The organism is Citrobacter freundii complex sp. 2024EL-00216 (assembly GCF_043945515.1).
GTDB classification, from domain to species: domain Bacteria; phylum Pseudomonadota; class Gammaproteobacteria; order Enterobacterales; family Enterobacteriaceae; genus Citrobacter; species Citrobacter portucalensis.
The window spans coordinates 173,512-195,500 of the sequence record NZ_JBIMRA010000008.1 but is presented as its reverse complement, the minus strand read 5'-3'; the positions used below and the strand labels follow the sequence as shown (position 1 = coordinate 195,500).

Sequence of the window (21,989 nt, the reverse complement as noted above, 5' to 3'; positions counted from 1 at the left end):
TTTTATACGACACGCGGCATACCTCGAAGGGAGCAGGAGTAAAAACGTGATGTCTATGTCGCTCTTGAGTCGAAACGTTGCTCGTAAGCTTTTGCTCACACAGCTTCTGGTTGTAATAGCAAGTGGATTGCTGTTTAGCCTCAAAGACCCTTTCTGGGGCATCTCCGCGTTGTGTGGAGGATTGGCAGTGTTACTGCCTAATGTGTTGTTTATGATATTTGCCTGGCGTCACCAGGTACATACACCAGCGAAGGGCCGAGTAGCCTGGTCGTTCGCTTTCGGCGAAGCCTTCAAGGTATTAGCGATGCTGGTGTTGTTGGTGGTGGCGTTGGCTGTTTTGAAAGCGGTATTCATGCCGCTGATCGTTACGTGGGTTTTGGTGCTGGTGGTTCAGATACTGGCGCCGGCTGTAATTAACAACAAAGGGTAAAGGCATCATGGCTTCAGAAAATATGACGCCGCAGGATTACATAGGACACCATCTGAATAACCTTCAGTTGGACCTACGTACATTCTCGCTGGTGGATCCGCACAACCCCCCAGCCACCTTCTGGACGCTCAATATTGACTCCATTTTCTTCTCGGTGGTTCTGGGTCTGTTGTTCCTGCTTATGTTCCGTAGCGTAGCCAAAAAGGCGACCAGCGGCGTACCAGGTAAATTTCAGACCGCGATTGAGCTGGTAATCGGCTTTGTGCATGGTAGCGTGAAAGACATGTACCATGGCAAAAGCAAGCTGATTGCTCCGCTGGCCTTGACGATTTTCGTCTGGGTATTCCTGATGAACTTGATGGATTTGCTGCCTATCGACCTGCTGCCGTACATCGGTGAGCATATCTTTGGCCTACCGGCTCTGCGTGTGGTTCCGTCTGCTGACGTGAACATCACCCTGTCGATGGCGCTGGGCGTATTTATCCTCATTCTGTTCTACAGCATCAAAATGAAAGGCATCGGTGGCTTCGCGAAAGAGTTGACGCTGCAGCCGTTCAATCACTGGGCGTTCATCCCTGTCAACTTAATCCTTGAAGGGGTAAGCCTGCTGTCCAAACCAATCTCTCTTGGTCTGCGACTGTTCGGCAACATGTATGCCGGTGAGCTGATTTTCATTCTGATTGCTGGTCTGTTGCCGTGGTGGTCACAGTGGATCCTGAATGTGCCTTGGGCCATTTTCCACATACTGATTATCACGCTGCAAGCCTTCATATTTATGGTTCTGACGATTGTCTATCTGTCGATGGCATCTGAAGAGCATTAATTTACCAACACTACTACGTTTTAACTGAAACAAACTGGAGACTGTCATGGAAAACCTGAATATGGATCTGCTGTACATTGCTGCCGCTGTGATGATGGGTCTGGCGGCAATCGGTGCTGCGATCGGTATCGGCATCCTCGGGGGTAAATTCCTGGAAGGCGCAGCGCGTCAACCGGATCTGATTCCTCTGCTGCGTACTCAGTTCTTTATCGTTATGGGTCTGGTGGATGCAATCCCAATGATCGCTGTAGGTCTGGGTCTGTACGTGATGTTTGCTGTCGCGTAGTAAGCGTTGCTTGAATTAAGAGCAATATCAGAACGTTAACTAGATAGAGGCATTGTGCTGTGAATCTTAACGCAACAATCCTCGGCCAGGCCATCGCGTTTGTCCTGTTCGTTCTGTTCTGCATGAAGTACGTATGGCCGCCATTAATGGCGGCCATCGAAAAACGTCAAAAAGAAATTGCTGACGGCCTTGCTTCTGCAGAACGAGCACATAAGGATCTTGACCTTGCAAAGGCCAGCGCGACCGACCAGCTGAAAAAAGCGAAGGCGGAAGCTCAGGTAATCATTGAGCAGGCGAACAAACGCCGTGCTCAGATCCTGGACGAAGCTAAAACTGAAGCAGAGCAGGAACGTACTAAAATCGTGGCACAGGCGCAGGCGGAAATTGACGCCGAGCGTAAACGTGCTCGCGAAGAGCTGCGTAAGCAAGTTGCTATCCTGGCTGTTGCTGGCGCCGAGAAGATCATCGAACGTTCCGTGGATGAAGCTGCTAATAGCGACATCGTGGACAAACTTGTCGCTGAACTGTAAGGAGGGAGGGGCTGATGTCTGAATTTATTACGGTAGCTCGCCCCTACGCCAAAGCAGCTTTTGACTTTGCCGTTGAGCACCAAAGCATTGACCGTTGGCAGGATATGTTGACGTTCGCCGCTGAGGTGACAAAAAACGAACAAATGGCAGAGCTTCTCTCTGGCGCGCTGGCGCCGGAAACGCTCGCTGAGTCGTTTATCGCCGTGTGCGGTGAGCAGCTGGACGAAAGCGGCCAAAACCTGATTAGGGTTATGGCTGAAAATAACCGTCTGAATGCGCTCCCGGATGTTCTTGAGCAGTTTATTCACCTGCGTGCAGCCAGTGAGGCTATCTCTGAGGTAGAAGTCACTTCTGCCAATGCACTGAGTGATGAACAGCTTACGAAGATTAGTGCTGCGATGGAAAAACGTCTGTCACGCAAAGTTAAGCTGAATTGCAAAATCGATAAGTCTGTAATGGCAGGCGTAATCATCCGAGCGGGTGATATGGTCATTGATGGCAGCGTACGCGGCCGTCTTGAGCGCCTTGCAGACGTCTTGCAGTCTTAAGGGGACTGGAGCATGCAACTGAATTCCACCGAAATCAGCGAACTGATCAAGCAGCGCATTGCTCAGTTCAATGTTGTGAGCGAAGCTCACAACGAAGGTACTATTGTTTCTGTAAGTGACGGTGTTATCCGCATTCACGGCCTAGCCGATTGTATGCAGGGTGAGATGATTTCCCTGCCGGGTAACCGTTACGCTATCGCACTGAACCTGGAGCGCGACTCCGTAGGTGCAGTTGTGATGGGTCCATACGCTGACCTCGCCGAAGGCATGAAGGTTAAGTGTACGGGTCGTATTCTGGAAGTTCCGGTTGGCCGTGGCCTGCTGGGTCGTGTGGTGAACACTCTGGGTTCCCCGATTGACGGTAAAGGTCCGGTTGATAACGATGGCTTCTCGCCAATCGAAGTTATCGCACCAGGCGTAATCGAACGTCAGTCCGTCGACCAGCCAGTACAGACCGGTTATAAATCTGTTGATGCCATGATCCCAATCGGTCGTGGCCAGCGTGAGCTGATCATCGGTGACCGTCAGACAGGTAAAACTGCGATGGCAATCGATGCCATCATCAACCAGCGTGATTCCGGCATCAAATGTGTGTACGTGGCTATCGGCCAGAAAGCGTCCACCATTTCCAACGTGGTTCGTAAACTGGAAGAACACGGCGCACTGTCCAACACCATCGTTGTTGTGGCGACCGCGTCTGAATCTGCTGCACTGCAATACCTGGCACCATATGCCGGTTGCGCAATGGGCGAATACTTCCGTGACCGCGGTGAAGATGCACTGATCGTTTACGATGACCTGTCTAAACAGGCCGTTGCTTACCGTCAGGTTTCCCTGCTGCTGCGTCGTCCGCCAGGACGTGAAGCATTCCCGGGCGACGTATTTTACCTCCACTCCCGTCTGCTGGAACGCGCATCCCGCGTAAACGCGGAATACGTTGAGAAGTTCACCAATGGTGAAGTTAAAGGTAAAACCGGCTCCCTGACCGCTCTGCCGATTATCGAAACCCAGGCGGGTGACGTTTCTGCGTTCGTTCCGACCAACGTAATTTCCATTACCGATGGTCAGATCTTCCTGGAAACCAACCTGTTTAACTCCGGTATTCGTCCGGCAGTTAACCCGGGTATCTCCGTATCTCGTGTTGGTGGTGCAGCGCAGACCAAGATCATCAAGAAACTGTCCGGTGGTATTCGTACCGCTCTGGCACAGTATCGTGAACTGGCAGCGTTTTCTCAGTTCGCTTCCGACCTGGATGAAGCTACTCGTAAGCAGCTGAGCCATGGTCAGAAAGTAACTGAACTGCTGAAGCAGAAACAGTATGCGCCAATGTCTGTTGCACAGCAGGGTGTGGTGCTGTTTGCGGCTGAACGCGGTTACCTCGAAGATGTGGAACTGGCGAAAATCGGTAGCTTCGAAGCCGCTCTGCTGGCATACGTTGACCGTGACCACGCTCCGCTGATGCAAGAGATCAACCAGTCCGGTGGCTATAACGATGAAATCGAAGGCAAGCTGAAAGCTATCCTCGATTCCTTCAAGGCAACCCAGTCCTGGTAACGTCTGGCGGTCTGCTTTAGGGCGGACCGCAAGGCATTGAGGAGAAGCTCATGGCCGGCGCAAAAGAGATACGTAGTAAGATCGCAAGCGTCCAGAACACGCAGAAGATCACTAAAGCGATGGAGATGGTCGCCGCTTCCAAAATGCGTAAATCGCAGGATCGCATGGCGGCCAGCCGTCCTTATGCAGAGACCATGCGCAAAGTGATTGGTCACCTTGCGAATGGTAATCTGGAATATAAGCACCCTTACCTGGAAGAACGCGACGTTAAACGCGTGGGCTACCTGGTGGTGTCGACCGACCGTGGTCTGTGCGGTGGCTTGAACATTAACCTGTTCAAAAAGCTGCTGGCGGATATGAAAACATGGTCCGATAAAGGCGTTCAGTGCGATATCGCAATGATTGGCTCTAAGGGCGTGTCTTTCTTTAACTCCGTTGGCGGAAACGTGATCGCTCAGGTAACCGGCATGGGGGATAACCCTTCCCTGTCCGAACTGATCGGTCCGGTTAAAGTGATGCTGCAGGCCTACGATGAAGGTCGTCTGGACAAACTGTACGTTGTCAGCAACAAATTTATTAACACCATGTCTCAGACGCCAACCATCACTCAACTGCTGCCTCTGCCGGCATCAGATGATGATGAATTGAAGCGTAAATCTTGGGATTACCTGTATGAGCCAGACCCGAAAGCGCTGCTGGATACCTTGCTGCGTCGTTATGTCGAGTCTCAGGTTTATCAGGGCGTGGTAGAAAACCTGGCCAGCGAGCAGGCCGCACGTATGGTGGCGATGAAAGCCGCGACCGACAATGGCGGCAGCCTGATTAAAGAGCTGCAGTTGGTATACAACAAAGCTCGTCAGGCCAGCATTACTCAGGAACTCACCGAAATCGTCGGTGGTGCATCCGCGGTATAACCAGGTTAATTCGTAGAGGATTCAAGATGGCTACTGGAAAAATTGTCCAGGTAATCGGCGCCGTGGTTGACGTCGAATTCCCTCAGGATGCCGTACCGCGCGTGTACGATGCTCTTGAGGTTATGAATGGTAAAGAGAGCCTGGTGCTGGAAGTTCAGCAGCAGCTCGGCGGCGGTATCGTACGTACCATCGCCATGGGTTCTTCCGACGGTCTGCGTCGTGGTCTGGAAGTTAAAGACCTCGAACACCCGATCGAAGTCCCGGTAGGTAAAGCAACCCTGGGTCGTATCATGAACGTCCTGGGTCACCCGATCGACATGAAAGGCGATATCGGTGAAGAAGAGCGTTGGGCTATCCACCGCGCAGCACCTTCCTACGAAGAGCTGTCCAGCTCTCAGGAACTGCTGGAAACCGGCATCAAAGTTATCGACCTGATGTGTCCGTTCGCTAAGGGCGGTAAAGTCGGTCTGTTCGGTGGTGCGGGTGTAGGTAAAACCGTAAACATGATGGAGCTGATCCGTAACATCGCGATCGAACACTCCGGTTACTCCGTGTTTGCGGGCGTAGGTGAACGTACTCGTGAGGGTAACGACTTCTACCACGAAATGACCGACTCCAACGTACTGGACAAAGTGTCCCTGGTATATGGCCAGATGAACGAGCCGCCGGGAAACCGTCTGCGCGTTGCACTGACCGGTCTGACCATGGCTGAGAAGTTCCGTGACGAAGGTCGTGACGTTCTGCTGTTCGTTGATAACATCTACCGTTACACCCTGGCCGGTACAGAAGTATCTGCACTGCTGGGTCGTATGCCATCAGCGGTAGGCTACCAGCCGACCCTGGCGGAAGAGATGGGTGTTCTTCAGGAACGTATCACCTCTACCAAAACCGGTTCTATCACCTCCGTTCAGGCGGTATACGTACCTGCGGATGACTTGACTGACCCATCCCCAGCAACCACCTTTGCTCACCTGGATGCAACCGTGGTACTGAGCCGTCAGATCGCTTCTCTGGGTATCTACCCGGCAGTTGACCCGCTGGACTCCACCAGCCGTCAGTTGGATCCGCTGGTTGTTGGTCAGGAACACTACGACACCGCGCGTGGCGTACAGTCCCTGCTGCAGCGTTATCAGGAACTGAAAGACATCATCGCCATCCTGGGTATGGATGAACTGTCTGAAGAAGATAAACTGGTGGTAGCACGTGCGCGTAAGATCCAGCGCTTCCTGTCCCAGCCGTTCTTCGTTGCGGAAGTATTCACCGGTTCTCCGGGTAAATACGTTTCCCTGAAAGACACCATCCGTGGCTTTAAAGGCATCATGGAAGGCGAATACGACCACCTGCCAGAGCAGGCGTTCTACATGGTTGGTTCTATCGACGAAGCCGTGGAAAAAGCCAAAAAACTTTAACGCCTTAATCGGAGGGTGATATGGCAATGACTTACCACCTGGACGTCGTCAGCGCAGAGCAACAAATGTTCTCTGGTCTGGTCGAGAAAATCCAGGTAACGGGTAGTGAAGGTGAACTGGGTATTTTCCCGGGTCACGCCCCGCTGCTCACCGCCATTAAGCCTGGTATGATCCGCATCGTTAAACAGTTCGGTCATGAAGAGTTTATCTATCTGTCCGGCGGCATTCTCGAAGTGCAGCCTGGCAGCGTGACCGTACTGGCTGATACCGCGATTCGCGGACAGGATCTCGATGAAGCGAGAGCCCTGGAAGCGAAGCGTAAGGCTGAAGAGCACATTAAGAGCTCTCATGGTGACGTGGATTACGCTCAGGCATCTGCGGAACTGGCCAAAGCGATCGCGAAACTGCGCGTTATCGAGTTGACCAAAAAAGCGATGTAACACCGGCTTGAAAAGCACAAAGGCTAGTCTGGTTTCCAGGCTGGCTTTTTTTATGGCTTGGTTACAGGAAATATGTAAATAAAAAGCAGTTTTATTATTTCGTGATTTAGATCATAAAAATATTGATTGGTTAAAAAATGAGGCGTAGACTCTTTTTTATGTGATGTATGTCACATAATGAACTCAGATAAAAAAAGAGATACCAACATGAAATTGATCAACAAAATCATCGCCCTGTTCAGCAATATGAGTTTTTAGTCTTTCCCCGCCTGCTCTGTGGCGCGAAGCTTAATGCGGTTTATCAGCTAGCGTCATCGTCATTAAATCCCCCCCTCCTTCGCTGTATCATTTGTTCTCTATCATTCCTCCCCTCAATTTTCCCAACCCGTTTTTCTGCTTCTCACTGAATCACATAAATAAAATCGTACTATGCTGATGTAATGCTTTATTCATGCGGTAAAAAAATAGCAAAAACATTAACCTAAGGCTTTAATAAGAGCAGACTCCTGGTTTTTGGGAGACAAAAGACGCAGATATAGACGAAAATAGTGAGTTATCAGATGGGGAATACCCCCTGTTGAACGTTTTATCTTCGGTCCATTTCACGCTGAAAAAAATGTAGTATTTTCAATGTGAAACGGTATAAATTCGTTCTCAAATTACAGTCAGGACGTGTATGTTGAATAATGCTATGAGCGTTGTGATCCTTGCCGCAGGCAAAGGCACGCGTATGTATTCCGATCTTCCTAAAGTGCTGCACACCCTCGCAGGAAAGCCGATGGTTCAGCATGTCATTGATGCAGCTAATGAATTAGGTGCGACTCATGTACACCTTGTCTACGGACACGGTGGCGATCTGCTTAAGCAAACGCTGAAAGATGGCAATCTGAATTGGGTTCTGCAGGCTGAGCAGTTGGGTACCGGCCATGCAATGCAGCAGGCGGCGCCATTCTTTAGTGATGACGAAGACATTTTAATGCTCTATGGAGATGTGCCGCTGATCTCTACCGATACCTTACGTCGCCTGCGTGAAGCCAAACCGCAGGGTGGTATCGGTTTGTTAACGGTAAAACTGGACGACCCATCCGGCTATGGGCGTATTACCCGTGATAACGGCAAAGTTACTGGCATTGTTGAGCATAAAGATGCAACCGACGAGCAGCGTCAAATCCAGGAAATCAACACTGGTATTCTGATTGCCAACGGCGCTGACATGAAGCATTGGCTGTCTAAACTGACCAACAACAACGTGCAGGGTGAATACTACATCACCGATATCATCGCGATGGCGTATCAGGAAGGACGTGAAATTGCGGCAGTACATCCGGCACGAATCAGTGAAACGGAAGGGGTAAATAACCGCCTTCAGTTATCCCGTCTGGAACGTGTGTATCAGTCCGAGCAGGCAGAAAAACTGCTGCTGGCGGGCGTGATGCTGCGCGATCCTGCACGTTTTGATCTTCGCGGTACGCTGATTCACGGGCGCGATGTTGAAATTGATACTAACGTTATCATTGAAGGTAACGTAACCGTTGGGGATCGCGTCAAGATTGGTGCTGGCTGCATCATCAAAAACAGCGTGATTGGTGAGGGTTGTGAGCTTAGCCCGTACAGTGTGGTGGAAGATGCCCATCTGGAAGCCGCATGCACCATCGGTCCATTCGCGCGTCTGCGCCCGGGTGCTGAGCTGCAGGAAGGTGCACACGTGGGTAACTTCGTCGAAATGAAAAAAGCGCGTCTGGGTAAAGGCTCTAAAGCTGGTCATTTGACCTATCTGGGCGATGCGGAAATTGGCGATAACGTGAATATCGGCGCGGGTACGATCACCTGCAACTACGATGGTGCCAATAAGTTTAAAACCATTATTGGTGATGATGTGTTTGTGGGTTCTGATACTCAGCTGGTGGCACCTGTCACCGTGGGTAAAGGTGCGACGATTGCCGCAGGAACCACCGTAACGCGTAATGTCGCCGATAACGAATTGGTATTAAGCCGTGTACCTCAGGTCCATAAACAGGGCTGGCAGCGTCCGGTGAAGAAGAAGTAATTTATTTTTGCCGGATGGCGGCCTACGTGCGGTGACGTTCTGTAGGCCTGATAAGCGTGAGCGCCATCAGGCAGACAAGAGATGAGGGGATAATATAATCCTCCGCTCAACAAGCAGTACCTATAAAAATAACCCCACTCTCTACAAGGCTCGGGGCGCCCGAAATACGGGTATCAGGTTGACCGACAACGACAGGCTAATGCCTAAATTCGGAATCAAAAAATATGTGTGGAATTGTTGGCGCTATCGCGCAGCGTGATGTAGCTGAAATCCTTCTCGAAGGTTTACGTCGTCTGGAATATCGTGGTTATGACTCTGCTGGTCTGGCCGTTGTCGATGCTGAAGGCAACATGACCCGTCTGCGTCGTCTGGGTAAAGTGCAGATGCTGACTGCTGCTGCGGAAGAACATCCGCTGCATGGTGGTACTGGTATTGCTCACACCCGCTGGGCGACACACGGTGAACCTTCAGAAGCGAACGCGCATCCCCATGTTTCTGAACACATTGTTGTGGTGCATAACGGCATCATTGAAAACCATGAACCACTGCGTGAGCTGTTGAAAACGCATGGCTACACCTTTGTTTCTGAAACCGACACCGAAGTGATTGCTCACCTGGTGCACTGGGAGCTGGAACAGGGTGGTACGTTACGTGAAGCCGTGCTGCGTACTATTCCGCAGCTGCGCGGTGCCTACGGCACGGTGATCATGGATACCCGTAACCCGGAAACCCTGCTGGCGGCCCGTTCTGGCAGCCCGCTGGTGATTGGTCTGGGTATGGGTGAGAACTTTATCGCTTCCGATCAGCTGGCACTGCTGCCGGTAACCCGTCGCTTCATCTTCCTGGAAGAGGGCGACATCGCGGAAGTAACCCGTCGTTCGGTCTCTATTTTCGACAAGTCTGGCGCGGAAGTGAAACGTCAGGATATCGAATCTAATCTGCAATACGATGCGGGCGAAAAAGGTATTTATCGCCACTACATGCAGAAAGAGATCTACGAACAGCCGAACGCAATTAAAAACACGCTGACCGGCCGTATCAGCCACGGTGAAGTGGATTTAAGCGAGCTGGGTTCGCATGCCAACGAGCTGCTGTCTCAGGTTGAGCATATCCAGATTATCGCCTGCGGTACGTCGTACAACTCCGGTATGGTGTCCCGCTACTGGTTTGAATCGCTGGCTGGCATTCCTTGTGATGTCGAAATTGCTTCCGAATTCCGCTATCGCAAATCCGCCGTGCGTCGTAACAGCCTGATGATCACCCTTTCCCAGTCTGGTGAAACGGCAGATACCCTGGCGGGTCTGCGCTTATCCAAAGAGTTGGGCTATCTGGGTTCGCTGGCTATTTGTAACGTACCGGGCTCTTCTCTGGTGCGCGAATCCGACCTGGCGATGATGACCAATGCCGGTACCGAAATCGGCGTGGCCTCCACGAAAGCATTTACCACTCAGCTGACCGTTCTGCTGATGCTGGTGGCGAAACTGTCTCGTCTGAAAGGCCTGGATGTGGCTATTGAGCAGGAAATCGTTCACGGTCTGCAGGCGCTGCCGAGCCGTATTGAGCAGATGCTGTCTCAGGACAAACGCATTGCCGCTCTGGCTGAAGGATTCTCTGATAAACACCATGCGCTGTTCCTGGGCCGCGGCGATCAGTACCCGATTGCGCTGGAAGGCGCGCTGAAGCTGAAAGAGATCTCTTATATTCACGCTGAAGCTTATGCCGCAGGCGAACTGAAACACGGTCCGCTGGCGCTGATTGATGCCGATATGCCAGTTATCGTGGTTGCGCCGAACAACGAACTGCTGGAAAAACTGAAGTCCAACATTGAAGAAGTTCGCGCCCGTGGTGGTCAGCTGTACGTCTTTGCTGACCAGGATGCTGGCTTTACCAGCAGCGAAAACATGCACATCATTGAGATGCCGCATGTAGAAGAGGTGATTGCACCGATCTTCTATACCGTTCCGCTGCAGCTGCTGGCGTATCATGTGGCGCTGATTAAAGGCACCGACGTGGATCAGCCGCGTAACCTGGCGAAGTCGGTTACCGTAGAGTAATCCGTACCTAACTGAACTGAAAATGCCCTGCTATAAGCGGGGCATTTTTTTAAACTTGTTCTGTTTTTAATCAATTATCCCGCCTGTTTTATGTGACAAACCGTCATCTTCAGCTACTGTTTGCAGTGTCATAAAAAGAAAATTTTAGCGAAATGTTATTGTCATGGTAATAGATAACATTTTGTTTTAAATGAATTTTTAGATAAATAACTTCCCGTATTTTTCATTGTCATAAAACTGTCATATTTCGTACATTTAACTGTCACCTGTTTGTCCTATTTTGCTCACAGTAGCAACTCAAACAACGATTTACGAAAACCGTGCAGGAGACATTATGAAAGTTATGCGTACCACTGTCGCAACTGTTGTCGCCGCGACCTTATCCATGAGCGCGTTCTCTGCGTTTGCAGCAGCGAGCCTGACAGGTGCAGGTGCAACCTTCCCTGCGCCAGTGTATGCCAAATGGGCAGATACCTATCAGAAAGAGACCGGTAGCAAAGTAAACTACCAGGGTATCGGCTCCTCCGGTGGTGTAAAACAAATTACGGCCAATACCGTTGATTTCGGCGCTTCTGATGCACCGCTGTCTGACGAGAAACTGGCACAAGAAGGCCTGTTCCAGTTCCCGACCGTTATCGGTGGTGTGGTACTGGCAGTCAACATCCCTGGCCTAAAATCCGGCGAGCTGGTGCTGGACGGTAAAACGCTCGGCGACATCTACCTCGGTAAAATTAAGAAGTGGGATGACGAAGCCATCACCAAACTGAACCCAGGTCTGAAGCTGCCTTCGCAGAATATCGCCGTTGTGCGTCGCGCTGATGGTTCTGGTACTTCCTTCGTCTTCACCAGCTACCTGGCGAAAGTGAACGAAGAGTGGAAATCTAAAATTGGTTCCGGCTCTACCGTTAACTGGCCGACCGGTCTGGGCGGTAAAGGTAACGACGGTATCGCCGCGTTCGTACAGCGTCTGCCGGGTTCTATCGGTTACGTTGAGTACGCTTACGCTAAGCAGAACAACCTGGCGTACACCAAGCTGGTCTCTGCTGATGGTAAACCGGTAAGCCCGACCGAAGAAAACTTTGCCAACGCCGCTAAAGGCGCTGACTGGAGCAAAACCTTCGCTCAGGATCTGACTAACCAGAAAGGTGACGATGCGTGGCCAATCACTTCCACCACCTTCATCCTGGTCCATAAAGAGCAGAAGAAGCCTGAGCAGGGCGTTGAAGTGCTGAAATTCTTCGACTGGGCATACAAAAATGGTGGCAAACAGGCTAATGACCTGGATTACGCCAGCCTGCCGGACAGCGTGGTTGAGCAGATTCGTGCTGCATGGAAGACCAACGTGAAAGACAGCAGCGGTAAAGCGCTGTACTAATAGAATATCTTTAACGAGTTGGCGGATGGCGCTACGCTTATCCGCCCTACAGTTCCGACTGTAGGCCCAATTTGTAGGCCGGATAAGCGTAGCGCCATCCGGCAGGGCAATTTCGTAAACGCGTTTAACTTAAAGAGTGATTTATGGCTGCAACCAAGCCTGCTTTTAACCCACCGGGTAAAAAGGGTGACATGATATTCAGCGCGCTGGTAAAACTGGCTGCGCTGATTGTGCTATTGATGTTGGGTGGCATTATTGTCTCTCTGGTTATCTCCTCCTGGCCAAGCATACAGAAATTTGGTTTCTCCTTTTTGTGGACCAAAGACTGGGATGCGCCGAACGATATCTACGGCGCGCTGGTACCGATTTACGGTACGCTGGTCACCTCGTTTATTGCATTGCTGATTGCCGTTCCGGTGAGTTTCGGCATTGCGCTGTTCCTGACTGAACTTGCACCCGGTTGGCTGCGTCGTCCGCTGGGTATCGCTATTGAACTGCTGGCAGCAATTCCGAGTATCGTATACGGCATGTGGGGCCTGTTTATCTTTGCCCCGCTGTTTGCGACGTACTTCCAGGAGCCGGTCGGAAACATCCTTTCCAACATTCCGTTTGTTGGTGCACTGTTCGCTGGCCCGGCGTTTGGTATCGGTATACTGGCGGCTGGTGTGATCCTCGCTATCATGATCATTCCGTACATTGCTGCGGTTATGCGTGATGTGTTCGAACAAACGCCGGTGCTTATGAAAGAGTCAGCCTACGGCATCGGCTGTACCACCTGGGAAGTTATCTGGCGTATCGTCCTGCCGTTCACCAAAAATGGTGTGATCGGCGGTGTGATGCTGGGTCTGGGCCGCGCGCTGGGTGAAACCATGGCGGTCACCTTTATCATTGGTAACACCTACCAGCTCGATAGTGCCTCGCTGTACATGCCGGGCAACAGTATTACCTCTGCGCTGGCGAATGAATTTGCCGAAGCGGAATCTGGCCTGCACGTTGCTGCGTTGATGGAACTGGGTCTGATTCTTTTTGTGATCACCTTCATCGTACTGGCGGCGTCTAAGTTCATGATCATGCGCCTTGCGAAGAACGAGGGGGCACGCTAATGGCTACGCTTGAAATGCAAAACACCACTGCGCTGGCGGAGTCCCGCCGTAAAATGCAGGCACGTCGCCGTCTGAAGAACCGCATCGCGCTGACGCTCTCTATGGCGACCATGGCGTTCGGTCTGTTCTGGCTCATTTGGATCCTGATGTCCACGATCACCCGCGGTATTGACGGTATGTCGCTGGCGCTGTTCACCGAAATGACGCCTCCGCCGAATACAGCGGGTGGTGGTCTGGCGAACGCCCTGGCCGGTAGCGGACTGTTAATTCTGTGGGCGACCGTGTTTGGTACACCGCTTGGCATTATGGCGGGTATCTACCTGGCAGAGTACGGACGTAAGTCCTGGCTGGCTGAGGTTATCCGCTTTATCAATGACATTCTGCTGTCTGCGCCATCAATCGTGGTCGGTCTGTTCGTTTACACCATCGTGGTAGCAAAAATGGAGCACTTCTCTGGCTGGGCGGGCGTTATCGCGCTGGCGCTGCTGCAGGTGCCCATTGTTATCCGTACCACGGAGAACATGCTCAAGCTGGTGCCGGATAGCCTGCGTGAAGCTGCCTATGCACTGGGTACGCCGAAATGGAAGATGATTTCTGCGATCACCCTGAAGGCGTCTGTCTCGGGGATCATTACAGGCGTTCTGTTAGCGATTGCTCGTATCGCAGGTGAAACGGCTCCGCTGCTGTTTACGTCGCTCTCCAATCAGTTCTGGAGCACCGACATGATGCAGCCTATTGCCAACCTGCCGGTCACTATCTTTAAGTTTGCGATGAGCCCGTTTGCTGAGTGGCAGCAACTGGCCTGGGCCGGGGTACTGATTATTACCTTGTGCGTACTGCTGCTGAACATTCTGGCGCGCGTCATTTTCGCGAAGAAGAAACACGGTTAATTTTTACGGCGTGGCTGATGCGGCGCCGGATGAGGAAGAGATTGAAATGAGTATGGTTGATACTGCCCCGGGTAAGATTCAGGTTCGTGATTTGAACTTCTACTATGGCAAATTCCATGCCCTGAAGAACATCAACCTGGATATTGCTAAAAACCAGGTAACGGCGTTTATCGGGCCGTCAGGCTGTGGTAAATCAACGCTGCTGCGTACGTTCAACAAAATGTTTGAACTGTACCCGGAGCAGCGTGCGGAAGGTGAAATCCTGCTGGATGGCGACAATATTCTCACCAATACCCAGGATATCGCTCTGCTGCGTGCCAAAGTGGGCATGGTATTCCAGAAGCCGACGCCGTTCCCGATGTCCATCTACGACAACATTGCTTTTGGCGTACGTCTGTTTGAGAAACTCTCGCGTGCGGATATGGACGAGCGTGTGCAGTGGGCATTGACCAAGGCCGCATTGTGGAACGAAACCAAAGATAAATTACACCAGAGCGGGTACTCTCTCTCGGGTGGTCAGCAGCAGCGTCTGTGTATTGCGCGTGGTATCGCCATTCGCCCGGAAGTGCTTCTGCTTGATGAGCCATGTTCAGCGCTCGACCCTATTTCTACCGGGCGTATCGAAGAGCTGATCACTGAGCTGAAAGAGGATTACACCGTCGTTATCGTTACCCACAACATGCAGCAGGCTGCGCGTTGTTCCGATCACACGGCATTTATGTACCTGGGCGAGTTGATTGAGTTCAGCAACACGGACGATCTGTTCACCAAGCCCGCGAAGAAACAAACTGAAGATTACATCACCGGTCGTTACGGCTGATTCAGGAGCTTGTTGTGGATAACCTTAACCTTAATAAACATATTTCCGGCCAGTTCAATGCAGAGCTGGAAAGCATCCGTACCCAGGTGATGACCATGGGCGGCATGGTCGAGCAGCAGCTTTCTGATGCAATCACGGCGATGCACAACCAGGACAGCGAGCTGGCAAAACGCGTCATTGAAGGCGATAAGAACGTCAACATGATGGAAGTGGCGATCGACGAAGCCTGCGTGCGTATCATCGCCAAGCGTCAACCGACAGCGAGCGACCTGCGTCTGGTGATGGCGATTATCAAAACCATCGCTGAGCTGGAACGTATTGGCGACGTGGCGGACAAAATTTGCCGTACCGCGCTGGAGAAGTTCTCGCAACAGCACCAGCCGCTGCTGGTAAGCCTGGAATCACTGGGCCGCCACACCGTACAAATGCTGCATGACGTGCTGGATGCGTTTGCGCGTATGGATCTGGACGAAGCAGTGCGTATTTATCGCGAAGATAAGAAAGTTGACCAGGAATATGAAGGCATCGTGCGTCAGCTGATGACTTATATGATGGAAGACCCACGTACCATTCCAAGCGTGCTGACCGCGCTGTTCTGCGCACGTTCCATCGAACGTATCGGTGACCGCTGCCAGAATATCTGCGAATACATCTTCTACTTCGTGAAGGGACAAGACTTCCGTCACGTGGGCGGGGATGAGCTGGATAAGCTGCTGGCGGGCAAAGATCCGAAGGAATAAGCAGTTTGTTGCGTTCGCCGGGATCCCCCGGCGTCGCTATTGTAGGCCGGATAAGGTGTTACGCCGCATCCGGCATTCTGCGCTATTCGCCTGATGGCGCTTTGCTTATCGGGCCTACTGTTTATTCGACGATATTCCAACCCCGCGCTTTCCACAATTCCGGCAACTGTGCCAGATCGGTAAACGTCGTCACTTTTGGATGATCGATCGGTTTGTTATGCGGATCGGCGCAGAAGTAGAACACTTCCATCCCGGCGGCAATCCCCGCCTGCGCACCTGCGCTGGAATCATCAACCAGAATGCAGTTCTCAACGTTAACGTCCATCGCTTTCGCCGCATGGAACATCAGGGCCGGATCGGGCTTCCAACGCTGAATATCGTAGCCGCTGAACAGTAAATCAGGGAAATGGTGCAACATGCCCAGCTTACCCAGCGAATGCTGCATTTTGCTGACTGGACCGTTAGAGACCACACACATTGGTACGGCCATGCTGTCCAGTAGCGCATTGGCACCGGCAATCACCTCCAGTTCCGTATCGAACAGACGTGCGACCTCAGCGCGGTAAACCGGTTCTAAATCGGCTTTTGCCAGTTCGACACCGTGCTCTTCGTTGATAATGTCGATGATCTCGTACAGCTTTACCCCCTTGAAGCGTTTGAAAATTTCTTCAAGATCGAGCGTAATGCCAAACGCCTGGAACATGCTGACATACGCGCGAGAACAAATCACTTCACTGTCGACAAGGGTACCGTCACAGTCAAAAAATACGGCTTCTATCTGGGACATGTCATTTCCGTTTTAACAAGTTTAACGTTTTCGTAATGCATTATTGGGCGACGCAATCGTTGCCGTATAAGCAAAATCAATGAAAAAAGTTGCTCATAACCCAACCCTATTGTCGCATTTTGGTATAGGATAGCGACGAATTTTCCCTCCTTGTTCGGAAATTGATAATGAGTCAACAACACACAACCCAGGCTTCTGGCCAGGGGATGCTGGAACGCGTGTTCAAACTGCGCGAACATGGCACGACGGCACGGACCGAAGTGATCGCCGGTTTAACGACCTTCCTGACGATGGTGTATATCGTTTTTGTTAACCCGCAAATTCTTGGCGTGGCTGGCATGGATACCAGCGCTGTCTTTGTTACCACCTGCCTTATTGCTGCATTTGGTAGCATCCTGATGGGCCTGTTTGCCAACCTGCCGGTCGCACTTGCGCCTGCTATGGGCCTGAACGCATTCTTCGCTTTCGTGGTCGTTGGCGCGATGGGGCTGTCATGGCAGATTGGTATGGGCGCTATCTTCTGGGGCGCTGTTGGTCTGCTGCTGCTGACGATTTTCCGCGTTCGTTACTGGATGATTGCCAATATCCCGGTTAGCCTGCGTGTGGGGATCACCAGCGGTATTGGTCTGTTCATCGGCATGATGGGGCTGAAAAACGCCGGTGTTATCGTCGCCAACAAAGACACGCTGGTGTCTATCGGTAACCTGACGTCCCACAGCGTACTGCTCGGTATCCTGGGCTTCTTTATCATCGCGATTCTGGCGTCCCGTAACATTCACGCGGCGGTGCTGATTTCTATCATCGTAACCACGCTGCTGGGCTGGATGCTGGGCGATGTTCATTACAACGGTATCGTTTCTGCGCCACCGAGCGTGATGTCCGTTATCGGACATGTCGACCTGGCCGGTTCGTTTAACATTGGCCTGGCGGGTGTGATTTTCTCGTTCATGCTGGTTAACCTGTTCGACTCCTCCGGTACGCTGATTGGCGTTACGGATAAAGCCGGTCTGGCGGATGCGAAGGGCAAGTTCCCGCGCATGAAGCAAGCGCTGTATGTGGATAGCGTGTCGTCGGTTACCGGGGCGTTTATCGGGACTTCTTCCGTTACTGCGTATATCGAATCTTCTTCCGGGGTTTCGGTCGGTGGACGTACCGGTCTGACCGCCGTGGTCGTTGGCCTGCTGTTCCTGCTGGTTATCTTCCTGTCGCCGCTGGCGGGGATGGTACCGGGTTATGCAGCCGCTGGTGCGCTGATTTACGTTGGCGTCCTGATGACATCAAGCCTGTCGCGCGTTAAGTGGGATGACCTGACAGAAGCGGTTCCGGCGTTTATTACCGCCGTGATGATGCCATTTAGCTTCTCAATTACCGAAGGTATTGCGCTGGGCTTTATTTCTTACTGCGTGATGAAGATTGGTACCGGACGTTTCCGCGATCTCAGCCCGTGCGTCATCATTGTCGCGCTGCTGTTTGTGCTGAAGATTGTGTTTATCGACGCGCACTAATCGCTGTTTATTTGCCCATATATCAAAAAGCCCGGCATATCGCCGGGCTTTTTCTTTTACGCTTTCACGCGCTGAATGTAGTCGCCAAATGCGGTCAGTTGACCGGTCAGATGGTCCAGCGTGCTTTGGTCGATCACTTCACCTGTCTGCGGGTCTACTTTATTCTGAATGACGCCGCCCATAAATTCCGGCTTGTTCATTACCATGGCGTCGAGGAATACCAGGATCTGACGCAGATGATACTGGCAGCGCGCGCCGCCAATAGCGCCCATAGAACTGGTCTGGATCAGCACCGGCTTACCCGATAATGGCTGATCGGGCAGGCGGGACAGCCAGTCGATGGCGTTCTTCAGTCCGCCCGGAACAGAATAGTTATATTCAGGTGTGACGATGACGACACCGTCAGCCTTTCTGATTTGCTCAGCCAGTGCTTCTACGCTGGCCGGAAAACCTTCTTCCTGTTGGAGGTCGGCATCGTACAGAGGGATATCACCAATCGACGGCAGCGCGTTCACTTCCATTCCCGCTGGAGCAATCTTGGGCAGCGTACGGGCAACCATTCCATTAAACGAACCTTTGCGCAGACTTCCCAGTAACGTAACAACATTCAATGTTTCAGACATGGTGACTCCTGTTTCATCATGAAGGTTAAATCAAAGCGTATGGCTCTTCGCTGCACATAATTGAGAGAACCGGATCAGACGACCCGTTGGCTCATTGGCGCGAGTCTGGATATCAGGCAAACTTTTCCAGTCCTGTTTACCATCAAACTCCCAAACTTTGAGTTTTTCAATGGTTGGCGTAACCGCAACTGACCACACCAGTACATCTTCCGCATCGCAAATGGCTTCAACCTGCGCCACATGGGCACATTTCAGGCGCCCTGCGCCGGGTAAAAGCTGGAGCTCGCGCGGATCGTCATTGCACACATCGCCAGTGAGTTTGAGTACGCTCTGGCGCAATGTAATGAGCTGCGCGCGTGCTTCGTTGGGGTCGTTTTGGTTATTGATCCACAGGTTTTCGTTACTGGAGAAGCGCCACGTTTCCACTGAATTTGGATTGTGAAACCCGCGGGTGGCCCGCTGAAGTTCCATATCCAGGCCGCACGTTCCTTCAGTTGTCAGCACAACGCCGACGATATTCCCGGCATAGGAAATCGAAAAACCCGGCAGGTTCTTATCGCGAAAAACGGGCTTACCTTTGGCCTGAGTAACAATTTCGGGCAGCGTGCTGGTGCCGTAAAGCATAAACATCAGTTCAGCGAGAAGACTTCGGGAAGCCAGGAAACGTGTCCGGCGATGAGCGGGTAGATCTCTTGCTTCGATATGACATGGAGAAGGGAGGCGAGCTGAAACCAGGTGTCCCTCCGTAAGAATCCCTCTGGCAAAATGTGTCGCCATTTGTCGCTCCGTGATTAATGGTCCGTGATTATTACCAGAGTAACATTTACACGGCTTCCGGGCAGGCTTTGCTGCCCAAAAAATAAGCGAAAATGGGAGACATTACGCGATATTTACATTTCTGTTGCCAGAATGGTCGATTTAGCAACACCAAAATGAAGGATCGTCAGGAGATATCGCGATAAAGCGCCTTGATCGTGTCTTTTAGCCAGACGATCTTAGGATTGTGGCTGTTGCGTTTATGCCAAAGAAGAGTGAACGGTACGCGCATTTTTTCCAGTTGCGTCGTATCAAATGGCATTGGCCGTGCAACGAGTGGAAGCTGGTGGAGTTGGTTATAACGCTGGCAATAGACCGGTGCGGTGGCTATCAGCGCGTGATCCGGCTGCGCGGCCATAAACAGCGATTGCTCAAAACCGGGCAGACATAACGCGATATTGCGTGCGCGTCCCATTTCTTGCAGGACTTCATCCAGCGCCCATGTATCGCTTTGCTCCCAGCTAATGCTGATGTGCGGATAGCGCAGAAAGGTGTCCAGATTCCACTCTTCCTGCAGTGCGGGATGATCTTCACGTAGCCAGACGCAGGGCAGATCGGAAAACAGCACTTCATGGTCGATCGACAATGGCAACAAACTCAGCAGTTCGCGCGAACGCGGATGACTTTCGCGCCCGGTAAAGCCAATATCCACTTCACCGCGAATAATGGCATCCAGTGAATCATAGTCCCAGTTGCGTATTTTGATCGTCGCCTGGGGATAGCGCTGATAAATCTGCCGGGAGAGCGAGTTGAACATGATCATCACTAACGGCGTTTCGGCCACCAGATCAAACTTCAGCCCGCGCGGAGACTCATGGTGCGGCTTATCGAGCAGCTGATTGCCCATCTGCATCCATTCAGCCAGGCTCTGCTCCATGCTGACCATCAGCGGCGTCGGCGATAGCCCCAGCGGGGTGTTCACAAACAAGGGATCGTCAAACCAGGCCCGCAGCTTCGACAGCGACTTACTGACCGCCGACGGTGTGACGTTCATCCGTTTGGCGGTTTTAGTGACGCTGCGTTCCTGCATCAACAGCTGCAGACAGAGCAATAAATTAAGATCGAGACTGCTGAGGGATTTCTTCATGAGTTGGCGCGGACCGGTTAGGTGCAACAGTGATAATCAGCATGATACTCACTATGCTACAGCCAATCAGAATCCCGATCAGCATATTCAGCGCATCAAGGCCAAGAACCGCCGCCAGCCAAATCCACAGCGAGGAACCGCAAACCTGGGCAATACCTAATGCCGAGCTGGCGACGCCCGCGCGCAGCGAGAACGGCCCAAGCGCCTGGCTCATCGCAACACCGAAGCCGACCGAGAATCCGGCGCAGATTAACGTCAGCCCGAAAAGCGTTACTGCGTGTGAAGTGGCAAGGGTTAACACCACGCCGGCACACAGAAACAGCACCTGTGAGGTCAGCATCAGAACGCGAGGCTTAAATACGCTCAGAGCAAATGGCGTAGAGAAAGAGACCGCCATACTGATGCCTGCGGTCATGGCCATCGTGGTGGCATACTCACCACGGTCGAAGCCCATCACTTCCATCAGCAGCACCGGAGACGTATTCACGAAGGTCAGGATCACCGACACGCTGAGGGTGGTAATGGCCAGACGGCTTAAGAAAAAGCGGTTTACCAGTGATTCGGTCGTGTGGTTCTTTTCCGTCGTCGCCATAAGCGTTGCTGGGCGCGATTCTCGCAGGACAAACACCGACAGCAGGCAAACAGCCACACCCATTCCCATCATCGTGTAGAACAGGCTCTGCCACGGGTATTTGAGCATGATCAGATGCCCCATCACCGGAGCCAGAACCGGCACGATACAGGTAATACCGTTCAACAACGACAGTACCTTCGCCCGGCGGCGATCGTCGAGCGTATCGCGCAGGATAGCGAAAGCCACCACGTAGCAACAGCCCGCACCTACGCCCTGAATAAAACGACCTATGAGGAATGGCGTACCGCTTTCGGCGAAAGAACATAGCGCAGAGGCGAAAATAAAGATGAGTGCGCCGACTATGGCGACCGGTTTGCGACCTGACTGGTCGGCAATTTTACCGGCGAACAGCATCGCCGTCGCCATTCCTGCCAGATATACCGAAAACGCGATATGCAGTTGCGCCTCGCTGGCCTGTAAATCGGCAGCAATACGGGGCAGCCCCACCAGATACATATCAATACCGGCAGGATAAAGAAGAACCAGGGCGAAACTGCAGATTAGAAAGCGTGTCATAGCGACCTCATAAGAAATGTGGCGCTAAGCATACGGTCAGAGAGTCAACTGCACGAGT

22 protein-coding genes are annotated in these 21,989 nt (G+C 52.1%); 17 read left to right on the top strand and 5 right to left on the bottom strand.

Features of this window, described 5'->3' with window-relative positions:
* Positions 1-49 precede the first annotated feature (49 nt).
* The 16 genes from atpI to phoU all read left to right on the top strand — a co-directional run bounded on the left by atpI (position 50) and on the right by phoU (position 15,963).
* A complete protein-coding gene (gene atpI / locus ACHHZ7_RS13275; protein ID WP_003827019.1) occupies positions 50-430 on the top strand; it encodes a F0F1 ATP synthase subunit I in 381 nt (126 codons plus the stop codon).
* 7 nt (positions 431-437) lie between these two features.
* Complete coding sequence (atpB, locus tag ACHHZ7_RS13270) at positions 438-1,253, top strand: F0F1 ATP synthase subunit A (protein ID WP_003023792.1); 816 nt, start codon at positions 438-440, stop codon at positions 1,251-1,253.
* Between the two features lie 46 nt (positions 1,254-1,299).
* A complete protein-coding gene (atpE, locus tag ACHHZ7_RS13265; protein ID WP_003023794.1) occupies positions 1,300-1,539 on the top strand; it encodes a F0F1 ATP synthase subunit C in 240 nt (79 codons plus the stop codon).
* A 59-nt stretch (positions 1,540-1,598) separates the two neighbouring features.
* Entirely contained in the window at positions 1,599-2,069 is a 471-nt protein-coding gene (atpF, locus tag ACHHZ7_RS13260) for a F0F1 ATP synthase subunit B (protein ID WP_003827022.1), read from the top strand.
* A 14-nt stretch (positions 2,070-2,083) separates the two neighbouring features.
* Positions 2,084-2,617, top strand: coding sequence for a F0F1 ATP synthase subunit delta (gene atpH / locus ACHHZ7_RS13255; protein WP_003827024.1), 534 nt, complete (start codon positions 2,084-2,086; stop codon positions 2,615-2,617).
* A gap of 12 nt (positions 2,618-2,629) precedes the next feature.
* On the top strand, positions 2,630-4,171 hold the full coding sequence (gene atpA / locus ACHHZ7_RS13250; RefSeq protein ID WP_003023802.1) for a F0F1 ATP synthase subunit alpha: 1,542 nt from the start codon (positions 2,630-2,632) through the stop codon (positions 4,169-4,171).
* A gap of 50 nt (positions 4,172-4,221) precedes the next feature.
* Positions 4,222-5,085, top strand: a complete 864-nt coding sequence (gene atpG / locus ACHHZ7_RS13245; protein WP_006687765.1) for a F0F1 ATP synthase subunit gamma — start codon at positions 4,222-4,224, stop codon at positions 5,083-5,085.
* 26 nt (positions 5,086-5,111) lie between these two features.
* Entirely contained in the window at positions 5,112-6,494 is a 1,383-nt protein-coding gene (atpD, locus tag ACHHZ7_RS13240) for a F0F1 ATP synthase subunit beta (protein WP_003023806.1), read from the top strand.
* 20 nt (positions 6,495-6,514) lie between these two features.
* Positions 6,515-6,934, top strand: a complete 420-nt coding sequence (locus ACHHZ7_RS13235) for a F0F1 ATP synthase subunit epsilon (RefSeq protein ID WP_003023809.1) — start codon at positions 6,515-6,517, stop codon at positions 6,932-6,934.
* 676 nt (positions 6,935-7,610) lie between these two features.
* The gene (gene glmU / locus ACHHZ7_RS13230) at positions 7,611-8,981 is read left to right on the top strand and encodes a bifunctional UDP-N-acetylglucosamine diphosphorylase/glucosamine-1-phosphate N-acetyltransferase GlmU (protein ID WP_395149119.1); all 1,371 of its coding nucleotides are present in this window, start codon (positions 7,611-7,613) and stop codon (positions 8,979-8,981) included.
* A gap of 224 nt (positions 8,982-9,205) precedes the next feature.
* Positions 9,206-11,035 carry a glutamine--fructose-6-phosphate transaminase (isomerizing) gene (gene glmS / locus ACHHZ7_RS13225; RefSeq protein WP_060683001.1) on the top strand — a complete coding sequence of 610 codons (1,830 nt, stop codon included), beginning with the start codon at positions 9,206-9,208 and terminating at the stop codon, positions 11,033-11,035.
* A 334-nt stretch (positions 11,036-11,369) separates the two neighbouring features.
* The gene (pstS, locus tag ACHHZ7_RS13220) at positions 11,370-12,410 is read left to right on the top strand and encodes a phosphate ABC transporter substrate-binding protein PstS (RefSeq protein WP_003827033.1); all 1,041 of its coding nucleotides are present in this window, start codon (positions 11,370-11,372) and stop codon (positions 12,408-12,410) included.
* A 143-nt stretch (positions 12,411-12,553) separates the two neighbouring features.
* Positions 12,554-13,513 carry a phosphate ABC transporter permease PstC gene (pstC, locus tag ACHHZ7_RS13215; RefSeq protein ID WP_008786549.1) on the top strand — a complete coding sequence of 320 codons (960 nt, stop codon included), beginning with the start codon at positions 12,554-12,556 and terminating at the stop codon, positions 13,511-13,513.
* The gene (gene pstA / locus ACHHZ7_RS13210; RefSeq protein WP_003827037.1) at positions 13,513-14,403 is read left to right on the top strand and encodes a phosphate ABC transporter permease PstA; all 891 of its coding nucleotides are present in this window, start codon (positions 13,513-13,515) and stop codon (positions 14,401-14,403) included. Before pstC ends, pstA begins: the two co-directional genes overlap by 1 nt.
* Before the next feature lie 46 nt (positions 14,404-14,449).
* A complete protein-coding gene (gene pstB / locus ACHHZ7_RS13205; protein ID WP_003023821.1) occupies positions 14,450-15,223 on the top strand; it encodes a phosphate ABC transporter ATP-binding protein PstB in 774 nt (257 codons plus the stop codon).
* Between the two features lie 14 nt (positions 15,224-15,237).
* Positions 15,238-15,963 (top strand): phosphate signaling complex protein PhoU, encoded by a 726-nt coding sequence (gene phoU / locus ACHHZ7_RS13200; protein WP_003023824.1) that lies wholly within the window; start codon positions 15,238-15,240, stop codon positions 15,961-15,963.
* Between the two features lie 121 nt (positions 15,964-16,084).
* Here phoU and yieH read toward each other — a convergent pair whose 3' ends face one another.
* Positions 16,085-16,750, bottom strand: coding sequence for a 6-phosphogluconate phosphatase (yieH, locus tag ACHHZ7_RS13195; protein WP_003827040.1), 666 nt, complete (start codon positions 16,748-16,750; stop codon positions 16,085-16,087).
* Positions 16,751-16,917: 167 nt separating this feature from the next.
* On the opposite strand from yieH, the gene adeP reads away from it, so the two are divergent.
* The gene (gene adeP / locus ACHHZ7_RS13190) at positions 16,918-18,255 is read left to right on the top strand and encodes an adenine permease AdeP (protein WP_003827042.1); all 1,338 of its coding nucleotides are present in this window, start codon (positions 16,918-16,920) and stop codon (positions 18,253-18,255) included.
* A 56-nt stretch (positions 18,256-18,311) separates the two neighbouring features.
* Here the strand turns inward: adeP and ACHHZ7_RS13185 are convergent, their stop codons facing one another.
* From ACHHZ7_RS13185 to ACHHZ7_RS13170, 4 genes are all read right to left on the bottom strand, one after another.
* Complete coding sequence (locus tag ACHHZ7_RS13185; protein WP_003827046.1) at positions 18,312-18,878, bottom strand: NADPH-dependent FMN reductase; 567 nt, start codon at positions 18,876-18,878, stop codon at positions 18,312-18,314.
* A 30-nt stretch (positions 18,879-18,908) separates the two neighbouring features.
* Positions 18,909-19,655: a 4'-phosphopantetheinyl transferase superfamily protein gene (locus tag ACHHZ7_RS13180; RefSeq protein ID WP_060683000.1), complete on the bottom strand. Its 747-nt coding sequence runs from the start codon at positions 19,653-19,655 to the stop codon at positions 18,909-18,911.
* A gap of 166 nt (positions 19,656-19,821) precedes the next feature.
* The gene (gene yidZ / locus ACHHZ7_RS13175) at positions 19,822-20,781 is read right to left on the bottom strand and encodes an HTH-type transcriptional regulator YidZ (RefSeq protein WP_060682999.1); all 960 of its coding nucleotides are present in this window, start codon (positions 20,779-20,781) and stop codon (positions 19,822-19,824) included.
* Positions 20,750-21,931, bottom strand: coding sequence for an MFS transporter (locus tag ACHHZ7_RS13170; RefSeq protein WP_032945462.1), 1,182 nt, complete (start codon positions 21,929-21,931; stop codon positions 20,750-20,752). The genes yidZ and ACHHZ7_RS13170 overlap by 32 nt, the downstream gene beginning before the upstream one ends.
* Positions 21,932-21,989 lie beyond the last annotated feature (58 nt).